At 71.9% G+C, this 18,136-nt stretch carries 18 protein-coding genes; 10 read left to right on the top strand and 8 right to left on the bottom strand.

All coding sequences use genetic code 11. The features are described 5' to 3' along the window. Positions 1-49 precede the first annotated feature (49 nt). The 3 genes from JQS43_RS25125 (at position 50) to JQS43_RS25135 (ending at position 3,282) form a co-directional block, all read left to right on the top strand. Positions 50-436 carry a hypothetical protein gene (locus tag JQS43_RS25125; protein WP_239676832.1) on the top strand — a complete coding sequence of 129 codons (387 nt, stop codon included), beginning with the start codon at positions 50-52 and terminating at the stop codon, positions 434-436. 121 nt (positions 437-557) lie between these two features. Beyond that, a complete protein-coding gene (locus tag JQS43_RS25130; protein ID WP_239676833.1) occupies positions 558-3,005 on the top strand; it encodes an FHA domain-containing protein in 2,448 nt (815 codons plus the stop codon). 133 nt (positions 3,006-3,138) lie between these two features. Further along, complete coding sequence (locus tag JQS43_RS25135) at positions 3,139-3,282, top strand: hypothetical protein (protein WP_239676834.1); 144 nt, start codon at positions 3,139-3,141, stop codon at positions 3,280-3,282. Between the two features lie 809 nt (positions 3,283-4,091). On the opposite strand, the gene JQS43_RS25140 is transcribed toward JQS43_RS25135, so the two are convergent. Beyond that, complete coding sequence (locus JQS43_RS25140) at positions 4,092-6,065, bottom strand: alkaline phosphatase (RefSeq protein ID WP_239676835.1); 1,974 nt, start codon at positions 6,063-6,065, stop codon at positions 4,092-4,094. A 150-nt stretch (positions 6,066-6,215) separates the two neighbouring features. Between JQS43_RS25140 and JQS43_RS25145 the strand changes: the two genes are divergently transcribed. From JQS43_RS25145 to JQS43_RS25165, 5 genes are read left to right on the top strand one after another with little or no spacing between them, the layout of a single operon-like run. Further along, a complete protein-coding gene (locus JQS43_RS25145; protein WP_239676836.1) occupies positions 6,216-7,811 on the top strand; it encodes an ABC transporter substrate-binding protein in 1,596 nt (531 codons plus the stop codon). A gap of 4 nt (positions 7,812-7,815) precedes the next feature. Continuing rightward, complete coding sequence (locus tag JQS43_RS25150) at positions 7,816-8,808, top strand: ABC transporter permease (RefSeq protein WP_239676837.1); 993 nt, start codon at positions 7,816-7,818, stop codon at positions 8,806-8,808. Further along, the gene (locus tag JQS43_RS25155) at positions 8,805-9,719 is read left to right on the top strand and encodes an ABC transporter permease (RefSeq protein ID WP_239676838.1); all 915 of its coding nucleotides are present in this window, start codon (positions 8,805-8,807) and stop codon (positions 9,717-9,719) included. The genes JQS43_RS25150 and JQS43_RS25155 overlap by 4 nt, the downstream gene beginning before the upstream one ends. Beyond that, complete coding sequence (locus tag JQS43_RS25160) at positions 9,716-10,717, top strand: ABC transporter ATP-binding protein (RefSeq protein ID WP_239676839.1); 1,002 nt, start codon at positions 9,716-9,718, stop codon at positions 10,715-10,717. Before JQS43_RS25155 ends, JQS43_RS25160 begins: the two co-directional genes overlap by 4 nt. After that, complete coding sequence (locus JQS43_RS25165) at positions 10,704-11,390, top strand: ABC transporter ATP-binding protein (protein WP_239676840.1); 687 nt, start codon at positions 10,704-10,706, stop codon at positions 11,388-11,390. Before JQS43_RS25160 ends, JQS43_RS25165 begins: the two co-directional genes overlap by 14 nt. Positions 11,391-11,408: 18 nt before the next feature. Here JQS43_RS25165 and JQS43_RS25170 read toward each other — a convergent pair whose 3' ends face one another. The 4 genes from JQS43_RS25170 to JQS43_RS25185 are packed head-to-tail and all read right to left on the bottom strand — an operon-like array spanning position 11,409 to position 13,605. Next, the gene (locus JQS43_RS25170; RefSeq protein ID WP_239676841.1) at positions 11,409-12,101 is read right to left on the bottom strand and encodes a pentapeptide repeat-containing protein; all 693 of its coding nucleotides are present in this window, start codon (positions 12,099-12,101) and stop codon (positions 11,409-11,411) included. Between the two features lie 41 nt (positions 12,102-12,142). Next, positions 12,143-12,574 (bottom strand): hypothetical protein, encoded by a 432-nt coding sequence (locus JQS43_RS25175; RefSeq protein ID WP_239676842.1) that lies wholly within the window; start codon positions 12,572-12,574, stop codon positions 12,143-12,145. A 9-nt stretch (positions 12,575-12,583) separates the two neighbouring features. Then, complete coding sequence (locus JQS43_RS25180) at positions 12,584-13,423, bottom strand: nucleotidyltransferase domain-containing protein (RefSeq protein ID WP_239676843.1); 840 nt, start codon at positions 13,421-13,423, stop codon at positions 12,584-12,586. Continuing rightward, a complete protein-coding gene (locus tag JQS43_RS25185) occupies positions 13,420-13,605 on the bottom strand; it encodes a hypothetical protein (RefSeq protein ID WP_239676844.1) in 186 nt (61 codons plus the stop codon). The genes JQS43_RS25180 and JQS43_RS25185 overlap by 4 nt, the downstream gene beginning before the upstream one ends. 127 nt (positions 13,606-13,732) lie before the next feature. On the opposite strand from JQS43_RS25185, the gene JQS43_RS25190 reads away from it, so the two are divergent. Beyond that, on the top strand, positions 13,733-13,996 hold the full coding sequence (locus tag JQS43_RS25190) for a DUF5522 domain-containing protein (protein ID WP_239676845.1): 264 nt from the start codon (positions 13,733-13,735) through the stop codon (positions 13,994-13,996). 170 nt (positions 13,997-14,166) lie between these two features. Here the strand turns inward: JQS43_RS25190 and JQS43_RS25195 are convergent, their stop codons facing one another. Further along, entirely contained in the window at positions 14,167-14,976 is an 810-nt protein-coding gene (locus JQS43_RS25195; RefSeq protein ID WP_239676846.1) for a zf-HC2 domain-containing protein, read from the bottom strand. 63 nt (positions 14,977-15,039) lie between these two features. Between JQS43_RS25195 and JQS43_RS25200 the strand changes: the two genes are divergently transcribed. After that, on the top strand, positions 15,040-15,624 hold the full coding sequence (locus JQS43_RS25200; protein ID WP_239676847.1) for a sigma-70 family RNA polymerase sigma factor: 585 nt from the start codon (positions 15,040-15,042) through the stop codon (positions 15,622-15,624). Positions 15,625-15,658: 34 nt separating this feature from the next. On the opposite strand, the gene JQS43_RS25205 is transcribed toward JQS43_RS25200, so the two are convergent. Both JQS43_RS25205 and JQS43_RS25210 read right to left on the bottom strand, forming a co-directional pair. Then, positions 15,659-16,354, bottom strand: a complete 696-nt coding sequence (locus JQS43_RS25205) for a YcnI family protein (RefSeq protein ID WP_239676848.1) — start codon at positions 16,352-16,354, stop codon at positions 15,659-15,661. A gap of 29 nt (positions 16,355-16,383) precedes the next feature. Further along, entirely contained in the window at positions 16,384-18,105 is a 1,722-nt protein-coding gene (locus tag JQS43_RS25210) for a copper resistance CopC/CopD family protein (RefSeq protein ID WP_239676849.1), read from the bottom strand. Positions 18,106-18,136: the final 31 nt, after the last annotated feature.

Below are 18,136 nucleotides of genomic sequence, written 5' to 3' on the forward strand. Positions count from 1 at the left end.
CACAAACGAACCCCCGACCGGCCTTGACCGCTGGTCGTACAGTGCCCTCGTGGACCTGTCGACGGCCGCCACCCGGGATGCAGCCGAGGTGCTGGACCGCGCGCTCGCTGGCGAGGCGGACGCGGTAGCCGGCACCTTCCACTCTGTGGTCGCCAAAGGCGGCGTGACCTCGGCGTACGACGTGGCCTGGTGCCTGGCACAGACTACGGTCGGCGACCAGCTCGCGCGCGGGCCGTGGCGGCTGGAGTTCCCCGACATCGACCAGGCACCCTACGAAGCCCGCTGGGTGGCGCGGTTTCTGAGCGCCTACGCCAACGGCGACCCCGGCACCGGCACCGCGCTGTGTCGAGCGGCACAGTCCGACGGGCACCTCACCGACTGCCTGCTCACCCTCGCCGGCTCCGCGGCGGCGACCCTCCGGCGAAGGTTCACGTGACTTCCCCGACCGGCCGGACGTCTCCGACCGGCCTGACACGGCGCTGGGGCCGGCCGGCCGGTGACCCCGGCGACCGCTTCGCCGGCCGGCGTCGGTCCACCTTGCGCCTCGATGGTGAAATGTGAGCGTGATTGAGTCGGCTGGTCAGCTTGTGGTGACGGTGAACGGGGAGCGGCACGCGTTCGGACCCGGCGTCCCGGTGGTACTCGGCCGCAGCCCCGGCTGCCAGGTGGTGATCGCCGACAGTCGGGTTTCGCGGCGACATCTGGAGATCAGCCGGCAACCGCACGGCTGGCTGGTGCGCGACCTCGGCAGCGCGAACGGCACCTTCTACGACGGCCAGCGGTGGGGCGGTGGTCCGGTGTCGGAGCCCACCGAGATCCGGCTGGGCCACGTCACCGACGGCCCGCTGGTGGAGCTGAGCGTCGCCAGCGCCCCGATCGCGGCACCGCCGCCGGCGACGCCAGCAGCGGCGGCGCCAGGTGTGGCTTCGCCGTCCCCGGCGACGGTGCCGCCACCACCGACCCCGCCGGGCGTGCCGTCACCGCCACCGACCCCGAGCCCGGTGCCACCGCCACCAGAAGTGTCCTCACCTGCGCCGGCCAGCAGCCCGGTGCCGCCACCTCCGCCGGATGTGCCGTCACCGCCACCGACCCCGAGCCCGGTGCCGCCGCCCCCACCACTGTCCCGGCCGATCACGATCGGCCGCGACAAGGAAAACGACATCGTCCTCACCGATCTGCTGGTCTCCCGCCGGCACGCCCGCCTGGAGCCGACCCCGTACGGCTTCCAGGTGCAAGACCTGGGCAGCAGCAACCGGACCTTCGTCAACGGGGTTCCGATCACCAGCGCACCGCTGCAGGCCGGCGACCTGCTCACGATCGGCCGGACCCGGTTCGTCCAGCAGGGTGGCCAGCTGCGGGAGGTCACCGACGAGCCGGCGGCCGGGCTGACGGTCAACGGGATCAGCTACACGCTGCCCAACGGCACCACCCTGACCGACAACGTCAGCTTGCAGGTCAACGGCGCCCGGCTGGTGGCGCTGCTCGGCCCCTCCGGTGCCGGCAAGTCGACGCTGTTCCGGCTGCTCTGCGGCGAGCTGGAGCCGACCGGCGGCAACGTGCTCTACCAGAACGTCGACGTGCACACCCATTACGCCGAGGTCAAGAGCCGGATCGGGATCGTCCCCCAGCACACCATCGCCCATCAGCGGCTCACCGCCCAGGAGGCGCTCCAGTACGCCGCCCAGCTGCGGCTTTCCGGCGACACCAGCGCCGCCGAGCGGGACCGCCGGGTGCAGCAGGTCGTCTCCGAGCTGGGCCTGAGCAAGCACGCCGGCACCCGGGTGGACCGGCTCTCCGGCGGGCAGCAGCGCCGGTTGTCGATCGGGTTCGAGCTGCTGACCCGGACCTCGCTGCTGATGCTGGATGAGCCGACCTCCGGGCTCGACCCGGCGTTGGCCTTCGACGTGATGAAGTTGCTGCGCCGGCTCGCCGACGAGGGGCGGCAGGTGTTGGTGACCACCCACGACACCGCCCACCTCAACCTCTGCGACTCGGTGGTGATCATGGGTGCCGGCGGCAAGCTGGCCTACGTCGGGCCGCCCGACGGCATCGCCGCCCACTTCGGGACCGACCAGTGGCCGGAGATTTTCTCCCGGCTGGCGATCGCACCCGCCGGCCCGTCCGGCGGCGCCACCGCTGCCGGCAAGCGGGCCCGGGCTGGCCAGCCACGGCCCCGGCAGGCCGCCACCCGCCCCGCCGGAAAGCTGGTCCGGCGGCAATTCGGGGTGCTGTTCCGGCGGCAGGTGCGGCTCCTGTTCGCCGACCGCGGCTACCTCGCGTTCCTGGCCGCGATGCCGGTCGCGCTGGCAGTGCTGGCGTTGGCGGTGCCCGGCGGCAACGGGCTCGGTGATCCGTTCCCGGATCCCAGCTCGGAGGCGATGCGATTACTTGTGGTGCTGATCGTCGGCGCGACGTTCACCGGGATGGCCGCCTCGGTCCGGGATCTGGTCGGGGAACGCCCGATCTTCCGACATGAGCGGGCGGCCGGGCTGACCCCGGAGGCGTACCTGCGGTCGAAGCTCGCGTTCTTCGCCACCGTGGCGATCGCCCAGTCGGTGCTATTGGTGGGATGTGTCCGGCTGATCCGTCCCGGGCCGGACACGGCGCTGCTGCTGGGCTCGGGCACCCTGGAGGTGATCATTGCGGTCTCCGCCACCGCGGTCGCCTGCACCATCATGGGGTTGCTCGTCTCGGCGCTCACCACCACCGTGGAGCAGACGACGCCGCCGCTGGTGGTGGCGGTGATGGCGCAGCTGGTGCTCTGCGGTGGGGTGATCCCGGTGACCGGCCGGGCGGTGCTGGAGCAGGCGTCGTGGTTGGCGCCGGCCCGCTGGGGCTACGCCAGTGCGGCCGCCACTACCGACCTCCGCCGGGTGTCGCTCGGCACTCCGGACGACGTGCTGTGGTCACACCATCCGGCGGCGTGGCTCGGCGGCATCGCAGCGATGATCGGGATCTCGATCGTCTTCGCGCTGCTCACCCGGCGACTACTGCGCCGGCGGTGACCACCCATCGGGTAATCGTCCGGATGGCGGGCGACCGGGCAAAGATTGGGTGGTCTGACCCATTGCTAGCACGGCGTAACCAGCCGATCCTCAGATGTGAAGGATATGACGCCGATCCGTGAGGGGAGCGCAGGTGACCGCGGTATTCAATGCGTGGCCGCTCGGCGCGGCCGGCGGTCCGGGCCAGCCGGTGGAGCCGGGCCAGCCGGTGGACCCGCCGGCAGAGCTCGGCGGTGACGACCCGGAGCCGCTCCCCGAGGGGTACGAGCCGATCTAGGCGGTCAACCTTCCCGCAGATGTCCGGGCCTTCGACACCACCCCCGCTGTCGAAGGCCCGGATTTTCCTCCGACGGAGACTTTGCCTGACGAAAGTCAGGCCCCGGCACGGGCTCATCTGAAGCTCGGCGAAGCCGCATCCGCCAGCGGTCACTCGCGGCGGACCGCTCTCCGCTGGCCAACCACTGTGGGCATGACCGTCGCGGTCTGGACTTTGAAGACCCGCCGGTACGGAATTTTTCGGGTGGGTGGGCTCGGGCGTCGCTTCGCGGCCTACGAGAGCTGCGAGCAGAAACGGAGCAGCCCGACCAGCCAAGATCATCAGCTGGAGAGGGAGGAACCGCCAGAACTAAGTCAGCCAGTAGACCTCTTGCGCCCGCTCCGATCTGGCGGCAATCCCCACCGACAGCCCGGCCGCTGGCGTATGCGACTCTGCCGGCCGATTAGGACAAGCCTGTCGACCAACTGGGCGACAGGCGCGGCGTCCCCAATCCCACCCAACCCCGACATGGTTGGGCGGGGAGGGATCTTGCGTACAGAAATGTCGGATATTCCCGTATGCAAGATCCCTCCCCACCCAACCATGCCCGAAACGCCCCGGGCCTCGCGGCCGCGCGCCGGGACGCGGTGTCGAGCTAAAGATCCAAAGCCCGGCAGCTGTACGACACACGGCGAGCCGTACAACTGCCGGGTATTTGAGCAAGCTCAGGATGGTGCCCCAGCCGGCGGGAAACGCTCTTGCAGCACCACCTGAGCTGCGGCGACGCCTGATGGTCGAGTGACCGCTCCGGCGGCGTTCACCCACCGGGATCAATCCGCCACCGACAGGTCGAGCGAGTCCGTCATGGCGAAGAAGAGTTCAGTGTTGTCCAGGAAGGCGTTGAACCGGGCCGCACCCGGGCCGGAGGCGAAGACCGACACATCCTCCACCGTGTGCACACAGTTGGTCTGGTTGAAGGGCAGGTTCCCCACCTGCAGCTCGGCGTCCGGATCCCGCTCCGGATTGTCCACCGCCCGACCATCCTCGTCGAGCAGTGCCGGCTGCTTGAAGACCGGGTTGTGGTGGAAGTCGTCGCTGTGGTCCGGGTGGTTCGACCAGCCGAAGAAGAGCTCGACATCGGGGGCCGGGTCGTCCGGGAACCCGTCTCCGTCCCGGTCAGCGTAGGTGGGGAAGGCTGCGTTGCCGTATACCCCGTTCGCGGCTCGACCCGCAGCTTCCCGCTTGTCGTGGGTGCCGGCGATCTGCATCGAATGGTTGTGGTCGGCGGTGACCACGATCAGCGTGTCGTCCCGCCCGGCCGCCCACCGCTTCGCCGCCCCGATCGCCTGGTCGAACTCGATCGTGTCGTAGACCGCCCGGGGCCCGTCGAGCGGATGCTCCATCTTGTCGATGGAGGCAGCCTCGACCATGAGGAAGAAGCCGTTGGGCTTGCGCTCCAACACCCGCAGTGCGGCCTCGGTCATCTCCGTCAGGTTGGGCTGGTCGGTCCACTCACCCAGGACCTCGGGGTCCGGGGCGTGCTGCCGGTCGAGGTAGACGTTCATGTTGCCGAGGTGGAAGAGCCCCAGCAGCTTCTCCGGCCGCCGGCCCCGGACCGCTTTGTGCAACTCCCGGCGGCTGTCGGCGTACTCGAAGCCCTGCTTCCGGAACTCAGCCACCAGGTCCCGGTCATCCTCCCGCCGGGAACCAGGCTCCGACTGCGGCAGCAACGCGTGCAGCCCGCCGCCGAGCAGGACATCAGGCTGCTGCTCCGGGTTCAACGCCTGCTCCATGATCTCGACATACTCGGAGCGCCGGCGGGTGTGCGCCCAGACCGCCGCCGGGGTGGCGTCCTGGATCTCGGAGGTGGTCACCACTCCGATCGCCATGTCCCGGCTTCGCTTGAGCAACTCGGTGAGGTTCTCCACCCGGGGGTGGTTGTTGGGGTCCGGGTCATTGCCCTCATAGACCCCCATCGCGTTGACCGACGACTTGTGTCCGGTCATGTACGCCGACATCGAGTTGGCCGAGTCGGTGGCGAGCGCATCCGCCCCCGAGGTCCCGACCAGGCCCCGATACTGCAGCTGGTCCATCTCCAACAGACCGTGGTACTTGCCCTCGGTGATCCCCTTGGAGAGGATCCGGGCAGCGGTGATCGCCGCGGTTCCCATCCCGTCGCCGAGGAAGAAGATGATGTTCTTCGCCGGTGGGTGGTCCCCCAGCTGGGCGGTCACCACCTCGTGTTCGACCGTGGCCTGAGCGCTGCGACCACCGCGGCCGGTCACCCTCGCCCGTACGTGGAAGGTGCCGGCGGCCGGGAAGGTGACCTGCGGGTAGGTGATCTCCAGGCTGTCGGACTCGGTGCTGGTGCGGATCGGGTCACCGACCAGGATCGGGGCCGGCCCGTCCGGGCCGTGAACCTCGATGTCGATCCGGGCTGTCTCCGGATCCACGCCAGATGCCTCCACCCGCAGGTCGAATCGGACGCCGACCAGGAACTTCGCCCGGTCGATCGGGAGGATCCGCACCCCGGGCGCCGGCCGGGGTCCACCCCCGGGCCCGGTCCGCGCGGTGTGCGCGTGCGGGTCGAGTTCGTGCAGCTCTCCGAGGTTTCGGGCAGGGGAGGTCACCGCCTCGTCACGAGGCTGGGCCAACGCGGCCTCGGGCCGAAGCCCGAGTCCCACGACCGCCGCTGCCGCGACGCCGCCGACACCGCCGGCGCGCAGCAACGCCCGCCGCCCGATGCCCTCGGCGCCCGCTTCGGTCGCCTCGGCTCGCCGGGAACTCCGCTCCTGGTCTGGCATTTGCGCTACCTCATCTCGGTTGGGGGTACTCCCCGCAGCGTGGGGTAGGTGAGTGCCGACCAGGTGAACGGGCAGCATACATGCACATACAAGCATGGAATCAATACGGAAGACTTGCCTATTGCCATCAACTTGCAATAGCGTTGCGCCATGCGCAGATGCCTTACCGTAGCCTCCGCCGCTTCGCTCGTGCTGGCGGTCGCCGCTTGCGGCGACGACTCCGACGCCGGCGCCGACGACACCGCCCCGCTGGTGATCGCGGTCGGCGCCGAGCCGGACAACCTCAATCCGATCTTCGGCGACATCTACGGCACCATCTACGGTGACAAGTGGCCGATGTTCAGCGGCCTCATCGGCTACGACCAGCAGCTGAACCAGGTGCCCGACCTGGCCGCCGAGCTGCCCGAGGTGACCGGCACCACGGTCACGGTGACGCTGCGGGACGACGCGACCTGGCACGACGGCGAACCGGTCACCGCCCACGATGTGGTCTTCACCTATGAGTCGATTCTCGACCCCGACGTCGCCACCCGGCTCCGGGATCTGCTCTTCGACTCGCTGACCGAGGTGCGGGCGGTCGACGACACCACTGTCGAGTTCACGCTCGGCCGCGACGACCCCGCCTTCCTGGACAAGCTCTACATCGGGATCATCCCCGAACACCTGCTCGCCGACGAGGACCTGAACACCACCGAGTTCAACGTGGAGCCGGTCGGCAGCGGCCCGTTCGTCTTCGACCAGTGGCGTCGCGGCGAACGGATCGTGCTCACCGCCCACGACGGCTGGCACGGCGGCGAGGTGGCCAGCCCCCGGCTCACCTTCAGCTTCGTCCCCGACGAGAACGCCCGGGCCGCGCAGCTCGACACCGGCACGGTCGACGCCGAAGCGAGCAGCTTGCCACCGCAGACCGCCAACACCTTTGACCGCGACGGCTTCCAGGTTGTCGGGGTGCCCGGTGACTCGCTGGCGCTGATCCTGCCCAACGACAACCCACTCTTCACCGACGCGCGGGTGCGGGAGGCGATCGGGCTGGCGATCGACCGGCAGGCGATCGTGGACGGCGTCTTCGAAGGGCGGGCCGAGCCGGTCTACGCGGTGCTGCCGCCCGGCCACTGGGCCGCCGACGAGTCGATCAACCAGCCCCACGACCCGGCCGAGGCGCAGCAGCTGCTCGACGCCGCCGGCTGGAGCGCCGACGGGGACCTGCTGGTTGACGACGCCGGCGAGCCGTTCGCCTTCACCCTGGTCTACGGCGCCGGCGACGCCGGCGACCGGGGCGCGGCGCTCGCCGTCGCCGACGACCTGGCACAGCTGGGGATGCAGGTGGAGCTGGAGTCGGCCGGCCACGCCGTGATGGTCGACCACCTCGCCGAGGGCACCCCGGCGCTCAACCGCACCGGCACCGTCTTCGACCCGGACCTCGACTTCCTGGACACGTTCCACTCCTCCCGGATCGACGACGGCAACGCCTTCAACAACCCGGCGGTGATCGACGACCCGGCGCTCGACGCGGCCCTCGAAGCCGGCCGCGCCTCCTTCGACCCGGCCGAGCGGGCCGCCGCCTACGCCGAGGTGCAGCAGCTGGTCGCCGCCAACGGCGGCTACCACCACCTGGTACGCCCGGAACACGTCTTCGTGGTCTCCGACCGGGTGGCTGGCGTGGACGCAGCGATCGGCGAAGGACACCTGCACGGGTTCTCCCGCGGCCTGCTCTGGAATCTCCACGAGTGGCGAGTGACCGGCTGACCCGGTGACCACCCCCCGACGCAACCGCAGCGCGCTGGCCCTGGTGGGCCAGCGCCTGCTGGCGTTACCGATCATCCTGCTGGCGGTGGCGGCGTTCACCTTCGCGCTCGCCCAGCTCTCCCCGCGGGACCCGGTGCAGTCCTACGCCACCGTGCAGAGCCCGCTCAGCGACCAGACCGCCGCCGAGATCGAGGCCGCCTGGGGTCTCGACCAGCCGGTACACCTGCAGTTCTGGCACTGGTTGAGCAATCTGGCGCGGGGCGACTTCGGCAACTCCCGGCTGTTAGCTGGCCAACCGGTGCTCAGCGAGATCGGCGCCCGGCTGCTGCCCTCGGCGATCCTGATCGGAGTGGCGCTGCTGCTGGTGCTGATCGGCGGGCTGGTGCTGGGGGTGACCGCCGCCGCGTTCCGGGACCGCTGGCCGGATCGGATCGTCCGCACCCTCTGCTACGTCAACCTGGCCGCCCCGTCGTTCTGGCTGGGGCTACTGGGCATCTGGCTCTTCTCGGTCACCCTCGGCTGGCTGCCGCCCGGCGGCATGACCGACCCGCGGGCACTGGATCCGCCCCTGGTGGACCTTCGCCACCTGGTGCTGCCGGCGCTCACCCTCGCCGCGGCCCAGCACGCCTGGTTCACCCTCTACGTACGCAACACGCTGCTGGAGGTACGCCGGGCCGACTACGTACAGTTCGCTGAGGCGAGCGGAGTCCGCCGTACCGTGGTGCTGTTCCGGCACGCGCTGCCGAACGCGCTGCTGCCGTTCCTGACCCTGACCGGTGCCCACCTCGCGGAGCTGATCGGCGGCGCGGTGCTCGCCGAGACCATCTTCGGCTGGCCCGGTGTCGGCCAGCTGACCGTGCAGGCGGCGCTCGCCGTCGACCTGCCGCTGCTGCTGGCGATCACCCTGTTCGGCACCGTCCTGGTGGTGCTGGGCAACCTGACCGCCGATCTGCTCTACCGGGTCGCCGACCCACGGGTACGGGAGCCGGCGCCGTGACCGGCGGAGTGCGGCAGCTCCGCGCCCGGGTGAGCCAGTGGCGGCCCTGGTCCCGGCTGGCGTACCTCGGGTCGGACCGGCGGCCGGGCCGGATGCCGGCGGGCGCGGCCGTCGCCGCGGTGGTCCTCGGTGGGCTGGTGCTGGCGGCGGTGATCGGGCCGTGGGCCCGCCCCACCGGCGTCAACCTGGGCAACGTCTTCGCCGGCCCGTCCCTGAGCCATCCGATGGGGACCGACGCCTCCGGCCGGGACCTGTTGGCGATGGTGCTGGCGGCGATGCGGGTCTCGTTCACTATCTCGGTGCTGGCCGCCGCGGTCGCGGTCAGCATCGGAGTGACGATCGGCGCGGTCGCCGGGCTCTTCGGTCGCTGGGTCGACGGCCTGGCGATGCGGGTGGTCGACTTCATGGCCAGCCAGAACCACTTCCTCTTCGCGATCCTGCTGGTAGTGCTGTTCCGGCCGGTGCTCGGCGCACAGGGGGCGGTGCTGCTGTCGGTCGGCCTGACCCACTGGACGACGGTGGCCCGGATCGTGCGCGGTGAGCTGCTGTCGCTGCGAGCCCGACCGTTCGTCACCGCCGCGGTCGGTGGCGGCGCCGACCGTTGGCGGCTGGCGCGGCGACACTTCCTGCCGCACCTCACGCCGTCGATCATCACCGCGATGATCCTGCTGGTGCCCCATGCGATCTTCCACGAGTCGGGGCTCTCCTTCCTCGGCCTCGGGCTGCCGGCGCATCAGGCGTCGCTCGGCAACATGCTCGCCGACAGCCAACAGGCGATCTACGCCGGCGCCTGGTGGACCGCGCTCTTTCCCGGGCTGGTGATCTTCGCGATGGCGGCCTCGGTCGGCACCTTCGGCGAATGGCTGCGCGACCGTTATCAACCACAGTGGCGATCGGAGCTGCGCCTATGACCGCCCCGTCGGCAGATCCGCTGGCCGTCACCGGCCTGTCGGTACGGTTCCAGACCCGGGCCGGCCCGGTCGCCGCGCTGACCGAGATCGACCTGCGGCTGCCCGCTGGCGAGTTCCTGGTGGTGGTCGGCGAGAGCGGCAGCGGCAAGAGCGTCCTCGCCAGTGCGATCCTGCGCGCTCTGCCCGCCAACACCGACCTCGCCGGCACGATCTCAGTCGCCGGCCACGACCTCGCCACGCTGGACCGGGCCGCCCTCGACCGGTTCCGGCGCAGCCACCTCGCCTACATCCCACAGAGCCCGGCCACCGCCCTCAACCCGGTACGCCGAGTCGGGTCGCTGCTGCTGGAGCTGGCCAGAGCCCGCGGGCTGAGCCCGGCGGCCGCCCGGGTCACGCTGCGACAGGCGCTGGCCGAACTCGACCTGGACCTCGACCGGATCGCCCGGCGCTACCCGCACCAGCTCTCGGGCGGGATGCAGCAACGGGTGCTCAACGCACTGGCGATGGTGGGCGACCCGGCACTAGTGATCGCCGACGAGCCCACCACCGGGCTCGACGCCGACCTGGTCGACGTGACCGCGGCACAGCTGCGGCAGCTCACCGGCCGCGGCGCGGGGGTGTTGGTGATCACCCACGACCTGCGGCTGGCGCAACGACTCGGCGGCCGGCTGGCCCTGCTCTACGGTGGCTACCTGGTGGAGTCGTCGCCGACCGAGGAGTTCTTCGCAGCCCCCGCCCACCCGTACGGCGACGGGTTGCTGGCGGCGCTGCCGGAGCGCGGCGGTCTCCCGATCCCCGGCCAGCCGGTGGAGCTGACCGCGCCACCGCCCGGCTGCCCGTTCGAACCGCGCTGCGAGCTGCGCATCCCCGACTGTGCGGGGCCGGTACCAACGCCCCGGCCGGTGCCGGACCAGCCCGACCGGCACGTCCGCTGTTACCTTCCGGCGCCACCGATGGTGCCCGCGACCGCCCACCGGAGCACCGATGCTGCGCGCTGACCAGGTCCGGGTCAGCTACGGCGGCGGCCAGGACCGGGTGACCGCCCTGCCGGGCGTCGACCTCAGCCTCCCGGCCGGCGGCCGGATCGGCTTGGTCGGGCCCAGCGGCTCGGGCAAGTCGACGCTGGCGCTGGTGCTGGCGCTGCTGCTCGCCCCCGACGCCGGCCGGGTCGAGCTCGACGGCGAACCGGTACCCGGCGCGGGGCTGAGCCTCCCCAAGCGGCTGCGCCGCCGGGTGCAGCTGCTGTGGCAGTCGCCCCGCGCCGCCACCGACCCACGGCTGCGGCTGGGGCAGCTGCTGCTGGAACCGCTCGCCGCCCACCGCGAACTGCCGCCCCGGCCAGACCGGCCGGAGCTGCTGCGGCGGCTCTCCGAACCGGTCGGGCTGACCCCGGAGCTACTGCGGCGCTACCCCCATGAGGTGTCTGACGGGCAGCTGCAACGCGCCGCGCTCGCCCGCGCGCTGGCGCTACGCCCCGGGTACCTGATCTGCGACGAGCCGACCGCGATGCTCGACGTCTCCAGTCAGGCGGGGCTGCTGGCGACCCTCGCCGAACAGCAGCGCAGCCACGGCCTCGGGATCCTGCTGGTAACTCATGATCGGCTGCTCGCCGACCACTGGTGCGAACAGGTGTTGGACCTGCGAGAACTCGCCGCCGAACCCGCCGGGTGAGCCGGGTTCGCACTGCGGTCAGTCGGTGATCGTAGCGTCGTCGTCGGCCAACTCGATCCCGAGCGCGCCGGCGAGCGTGTACGAAAGGGCGAGCAGATCCTGCCCGCTCATCGTGACGCCGGCGAAACTGGTCACGCCGCCGATGCCGGCGAGCTCACACCTGCGGAATCGGGCGCCGGTCATCTCAGCGTGGGAAAACTGGGCACCGGTCAGGTCGCAGTCGACGAACTCGACCCCGCCCAACCTCGCGTACGAGAAATCGGCGCGAGCCAGCAGGCACCGCTCGAACCGGACATGGGTGAAGGAGCTGAACCGCCACGAGGTCAGGTCCGCCCGGCAGTCGGTGACCAGGACGTCCCGCAGCACCCCATCGTGGAGCTGCAGCCCGGTGATCCGGCTCTTCGCCAGACCGCTGCGCAACAGGGTCGCCTGCTCGGCCTGCAGGTTGGCCAGGTTGCTGCCGGTCACCTCGCTGTCGCGCAGCCGCAGCTTCGGCAGCCGGCAGTCGCTGAGATCGGCACGGGCGAACCGGCACTCGGTGAACTCCACCGCCTCGGCGTGCCGATCCGGCAGCGCCAGCCCGAACTCAAGCCGGTCGAAGCTCGCCTCGTCTTCGAGGTCATGATCGACCAGCGTGGCCGCCGGCAGGGTCGCCGGCAGGTTGGCGCTGGCGGGTGGGCGGGGCGATGGCTTCCTGGCGGTGCGCGGCATGGCGCCACCCTAGTCGCCGGATATGACCATCGCGGCTCGGCTCAGCGGCCGGGCACCCACAACCCGGAGCTCGGCGACCCCTGCGGCCGGGGTGGCGCCGCAGCACCCGGACCGGCCTCGCCCGCCGGCGAACCGGGCGCCTCGGCGAGGTCGTTCGGCTCCGCCCCGGGCTGCTGGGCCACCGCCTCCTCGGCCCGGGCCTGCTCCACCTGCAGCTGCTGGAACGCCGGGTCGAGCTGGCCGAGCAGGTCGGGGGAGAGGTAGGGGCGGGCGTGCTCCACCGCCACGGCGGCGACATCGATCAGCAGCCGCCCATCCCGCCTGCCTAACTTGGCCTGGGCCGCGTTGAGCAGCCCGCTGAGCACCTCAGCGAAGACCTGATCGACTGGTGCGGACCGCAGCTGCTGGAGATATTCACGCAACTGCTCTTCGGAGACTCCGGGCGCGGGGCCCGGGCCACTGGCATCGCTCACCCCCCGACCTTAGCGCGCCCGATTCCCGCCGCGCCCAGGCCTCCTCGGCGCGGCGGGCCCGGCATCCATCAGCCGTTGAAGATCCTGCTGCAACTGCTCCGCCACCCGGTCCACCATGGAGATCGCCACCGCAGAACTGGTTGCCGCAGGGTGGTCTGGCAGCAGCGAGGAGACGGCGGCGGCCGCCTCCGGATAGCGCTCGGCGAAGAACGCGGCGCCGGTGCCCCGGTCGGTGCTCCAGCCACCCTCCGCGGCCGAGTAGAGCACCGCGGCCACCTGCCACAGCCGCCGCGCCGCCGCGGCCGTCGCCGCCGCTACTTCGGACTCGCTCGTGGCTGCCTGCAGCTGCGCCCGCAGCCGCCCGACGATCCGGTCGAGGTCGCCGATGAACTCCCGGGCCAACTCCCGATCAGGCCGGCACCGCGGAAACTCCGGACGCAGGTCCACCCCGCTGACCGGGACGCAGTAGTGCTTCAGGAAACACCGGTCGGCGCGCCCTGCCGGCCCCGGCGCGGTCACCTCCGACAGCAGCCCGGCCGAGACCCCTACCGCACTGACTATCTCCCGGTGCCGCTGCGATAGCAGCGCAGCCAGCTCCCGGCAGCGCGCCAGCGCGGCCGACTCGGTGACGACGACCAGGAGATCCAGATCAGACACGGCTGGCCGCGCCTGTCCAGTAGCGACGCTGCCGTACAGATAGAGACCGTGTAGCCAGCTACCCAGCTCGGTGGTGAGGGTGTCCACCGCGTCGGAGAGCACTGCGGCAAAGGGTGGCCGGACCCGGTCCAGCGCTGCGCCGGTGGTGAGGTACCCCGCCGCGTCGATCCCTTCCTGCGGGTCAAGCGTCACGTCGCCACCAGCTCGGGACGCTGCCAGCGCAGATAGCTTCCCCCGCCGATCCGGACCGCGCCGGCCCGCCGCGCCACCCGGTTCGCCGCCCGATTGGCCATCGCTCCGGCCCGCTGGTCATCCGCGTACGCCGACCATCGAAACCCGTCGTCGGCTAGGTCGGGCGCCACCCGGATCACCATGCGCCGAGGATAGGGACGGGTAGGGACGCTCGACGAACGGTTTTCGCTGACATACCGCACTGGCACAGGCGGTCGCGTCGGCCACAGCTGCCAGCTGACCGCTCTTTCCCCGGCTAGGGTTGCCCGCGTGGCGGAGGATTCGCGGCAGCCGGCCCGGGCACGGCTGGCGCCGCGACCGTTGACCGAGCCACACCCCAGCCGCTTGTCGCCCGATCACCCCCGCCGGGCGGAGATCCTCGCCGCGCACTCGGCGGCGCTCGCCGCTGGTGCGAGCGGCTACCTGGACCCTGCGACCGGCTTGTTCGCGCTTACCGCCCGCTACCTGGCCGACCAGGGTCGCTGCTGCGGCAGCGGCTGCCGGCACTGCCCCTTCGTGCGTACGGGGTCGTGACGGCCGCGGCGCTCGACGCGAGCCCCCGCGCCTTGGTTGGCTGGGGAGGGATCTTGCATGCCGGAATGTCGGACTTATCCGTACGCAAGATCCCTCCCTGCCCAACCAAGGCGCGGGGGCTAGGGCGTGCGAGGGCTAGGGCGTGCGGGGTACGAGCGCGTGGGAGCGGCTTAGGCGGCGTGGGGCCAGCGTGCTTCCGCTGCCGGTTGCCCTCGATCGGGTCGGCCCGGGAAGGGGATCACCACACCGTCGGCCGACTGGGCGGCGCCCTCCCCCTTCGCCGGCCGGGGTGCGTCCGGTTCGGCCGCTTCCCGCTGCCCCGCCTCACCGACGACGCTGCCCGGCGGAGTCAGATCCAGCGCGCGGCGGCTCAACGCCAGCACGATCAGGTAGCCGGCGATCACGAAGACGTGGCTGGCCAGCCGCGCCGGCTCGACCCGACCTGCCCAGATGTCCGCCGCGCTCAGGACCACCAGCATCGCGATGAAGACGGTGAGGATCGGCACGATCCCGGTCGGGCGGCCACGCCGGGCCGCCACCCACACGAACGCCGCGCCCACCGCCACGTTCCACGCCGCCGACTCGTGCCACAGGTGTCCGGCGGTTGCCCCGTCGACGGTGGTGCCGTGGGCATGGGACTCGCCGGCCGGCCGCAACGTCGTCAACTGCAGCAGGCCCAGGATCAACTGCACGGTGCCGATCGCGCCCAACGCGACCCGCAACAGCACCGCCGCCCGGCTCCGCCAACGGCCCGGCGCAGCGGACACCACCCGATCCGCCAGGTCCGGCGCCGCCTTCGCTGGCCCGGTCCGGATCAGCCGGGTCACCGCCGCGGCGGACTGTTCCCACGCGCGGCACGCCGGGCATCCGGCCAGGTGCGCGTCTGTCGCTGCCGCCGGCACTGGCTCGGCCTCGCCGTCCAGCCGCGCCGACAACGCCTCCCGATACTGCTCGCAGCCCACGGTCCCATAGTCGGTCACCGGCGCCACGAAGTTCCCCTAGGGGGTAGGGGAGCCGGGACACCAGTAGGTAACCTGCATGTCATGGCAGCGGACGAAGTGACCATCACCAATCTGGCGCTCGCGGCTAAGGCGGGTGATCAGGCGGCCGCCGCTGCCTTTGTGCGGGCCACCCAACAGCAGGTGCACCGGTTCCTGGCGCACCTGGTCCACCCGCGCGAGGCCGAGGATCTGGCGCAGGAGACCTACCTGCGGGCGATGAAGGCGCTCCCCCGGTTCGCCGCCCGTTCCTCCGCCCGCACCTGGCTGTACTCGATCGCCCGCCGGGTCGCCGCCGACCATCTGCGCGCCGCGGCGGCGCGTCCCCGCCGGGCGGAGGTGGCCGATGTCGACGCGGCGGTCGACGCGGTGGTGACCAGCCCCCGGTTCGAGGAGCAGGTGGCGCTGCGGGAGCTGCTGGCCGGGCTGACCGAGGAGCGGCGGCTGGCGTTCATCGCCACCCAGGTGCTGGGCCTGTCGTACGCGGAGGCGGCCGAGGTCTGCGACTGCCCGATCGGCACCGTCCGGTCCCGGGTGGCGCGGGCCCGCGAGGACCTGGTGGTGGCGATGCAGGGCCACGGTTCGCGGCCGGGGCGCGGGTCGGGCGCCGCGGGCGGTCTCGCCGGCTGACCAGGTCTGGCCGGCGAGACCTCCGCGAGAGCGGTCAGCTGCCGGTGCTGCCCCGGCGCCGGCCGGTGACCAGCGCGGCGACCCCGGTGGCGAGCGCTGCGAGCGCGGCTACCAGTGCGATCACCGCGACCGCGTCGGTGCCGCCGCCGGTCTCGCCGGCCGCCTCGTCGGTCTCCCCGTTGTCGCTCTCGTTGCTGGCCGCATCCTGGTCGGCCGCGTCGTCGGCTTCGTCGCCGTGGTCCTCGTCGCTGGCTCCGCCGCTCACGCTGTTGATCACGTAAGGTGCGGGCTCGTCGAGCGCGCCCCACCCGTCGAGGGTCTCGGGGATGTCGATCCACCGGTGCTCAGTGTCGCCGCACTCCTGGATGGTGGGGAACCACAAGATCTCCGGTGCGTCGTCGAGCACCCGGAAGTTGATGCCGAACTCCTGGAACTCGGTGTCCGGCAGATCGCCGCCCACCCAGGCGATCTCGTCGTCGCTGATCTCGATCTCCCAGCCGCCGACCTGCTGGGGGCGGAGGTTCTCGATCCCGTCGGGCACCTGGACCCGGATCGCGGTGGTGGCCTCGCCGTCACATCCGTGCGGCACCCGCAGCAGGCTGGTGGCGTACCCGGAGCTGACCTCGTTCGGGTCGGCGGTCACGTGGGCGGCCGCAGGTGCGGCGAGCGCCGCCAGCAGCACTCCGGTCGCGGCGATAGCGATCCCGCCCCGACGTATCACAGTGGACATACTCTTCTCTCTTCTGGTTGCAGCGGACGCTACGGGTGGTGATCGTGATCAACACCGGTGCCGGCGTCCGCGACCGGCACCGTGACCACGGTGGTGATTCGTTCGAACTCGTCGACCAGGACTCGGATCTCGATCTCCCAGTCACCCGCGATCGAGAGTTCGCCGCCGGAGTGCTCCCAGCTGCCCGGCCCCGCCGGCTCCGGCTCCCGGCTGATCCGGTCGATCTCGGCCTCCGGGAGGCTGAACTGCAGCTCCGCCGGCACCTCCAGCGACACCGGGTCGCCGGCCTCATCCAGCAACTCCACCGTCACCTGGTTGTCGCCGGCGACCGCCGGGTCCACGGTGAGCTCCACCTGGTACTCCGGCCCCAGCGGGTGGGTCTCCTGATAGGGCTCGGCGGCGGCTGCCGCCTCATCGAGCGCCTGCTGAGTACGGGCGGGGACGGTGTTGACCAGCACCGCGGTGAGCGCGAGCACGCCGACCAGGATCACCGCCGCCTCGACCCGCACGGTCCTGGTGAGCCGCTGCCACGCCTGCTGGCCGCCCTGCCGCACCGCCGGCACCAGCCAGCGGCGGTTGTACCCGCCGAGCGCGACCACCGCGGCGACCAGGCCGACCTTCGCCAGCAGCAGCCAGCCGTACGAGGTGCCGGTGAGCCCGCTGAGGGTACGGATCTCCGCCCAGCCGAGGGCGATCCCGCCCACGGTCACCACCAGCACGCTGGCGGCGGCGAGGGTCGAGAACCGCGCCACCATGGCCGCTCCGCCGCTCGCCTCCCCGCCGGCCCGCCGCCGCAGGTGCAGCACCAGGCCGAGGAGGACCAGACCGCCGAGCCAGACCGCCGCCGCGGCGGTGTGGGACAGGTTCGACGCCCAGATCAGCGCCCGCGGCTCCGCGGTGTAGGTGTGGCCGGCGAACAGGAACGAGCCGAGCGCCCCGACTCCGCCGGCGACCGCGAGCGGGCCGGCCCAGGAGACGATGCCCAGCCCGGCCACCCCGAGCAGCAGTACCGCCAGCGCGGCGAGGCGCAGCAGGGCGCTCGCCCCGGTCGCCGAGCTGACCGCGCCGGCGAGCAGCTGCTCGTCGAGGAGCGCCTGCCCACCGGCGCCGCTGCTGACCGCCGCGTAGAGCGGGATCGCGACCAGGCTGCCCGCGGCGCCCGCCGCTACCGCCCAGCCGACGATTCTGGTCAGTGGCCGCCGCTCTGCCGGGGCCCGGTCGTGGACGAAGAGCAGGAAGACCGCGCCGCCGACCGCCAGCAGCGTCCCCGCATAGGTGAGCCAGCGGCCGGCCGCCGCCGCTGCGCCCCAGCCGGCCGGCGTGTCCGGCGGCGGCGCGATGGTGGCCTGGTCGACTACGGCCGGGTCGCCGACGACGAAGGTGAACGACCCGCTGACCGGGTGGGTGTCGGCGGAGATCGCCCGCCACGCCACCACGTACCCGCCGTCGGGCAGATCGGCCGGCAGCGACACCCGCAGGATGCTTCGATCCGACCCGTGACCGGCGTCGTCGGCGTCGACCCGCTCACCGTCGGCGTCGAAGACCCGCAGCGGCTCCGGCGGCGGCTCCACCGGTTCGTTGAAGTGCAGCACGACCTCGGTGGGGGCCTCCGCGAACACCTCGCCGTCGGCCGGGTCGCTATCGAGCAGCACCGCGTGGGCGTGGGCGGGCGCGGCCGCGAACACGGTCGCGGCGAACACCCCCACCAGCGCCGCCCACGCGTACCGCAGGTGGGGGTGTGGCTTGGTCACGACCGGGTAGTCGGCCAGCCGCGCCGTTCAG

This window comes from Natronosporangium hydrolyticum (genome assembly GCF_016925615.1).
GTDB classification, from domain to species: Bacteria; Actinomycetota; Actinomycetes; order Mycobacteriales; family Micromonosporaceae; genus Natronosporangium; species Natronosporangium hydrolyticum.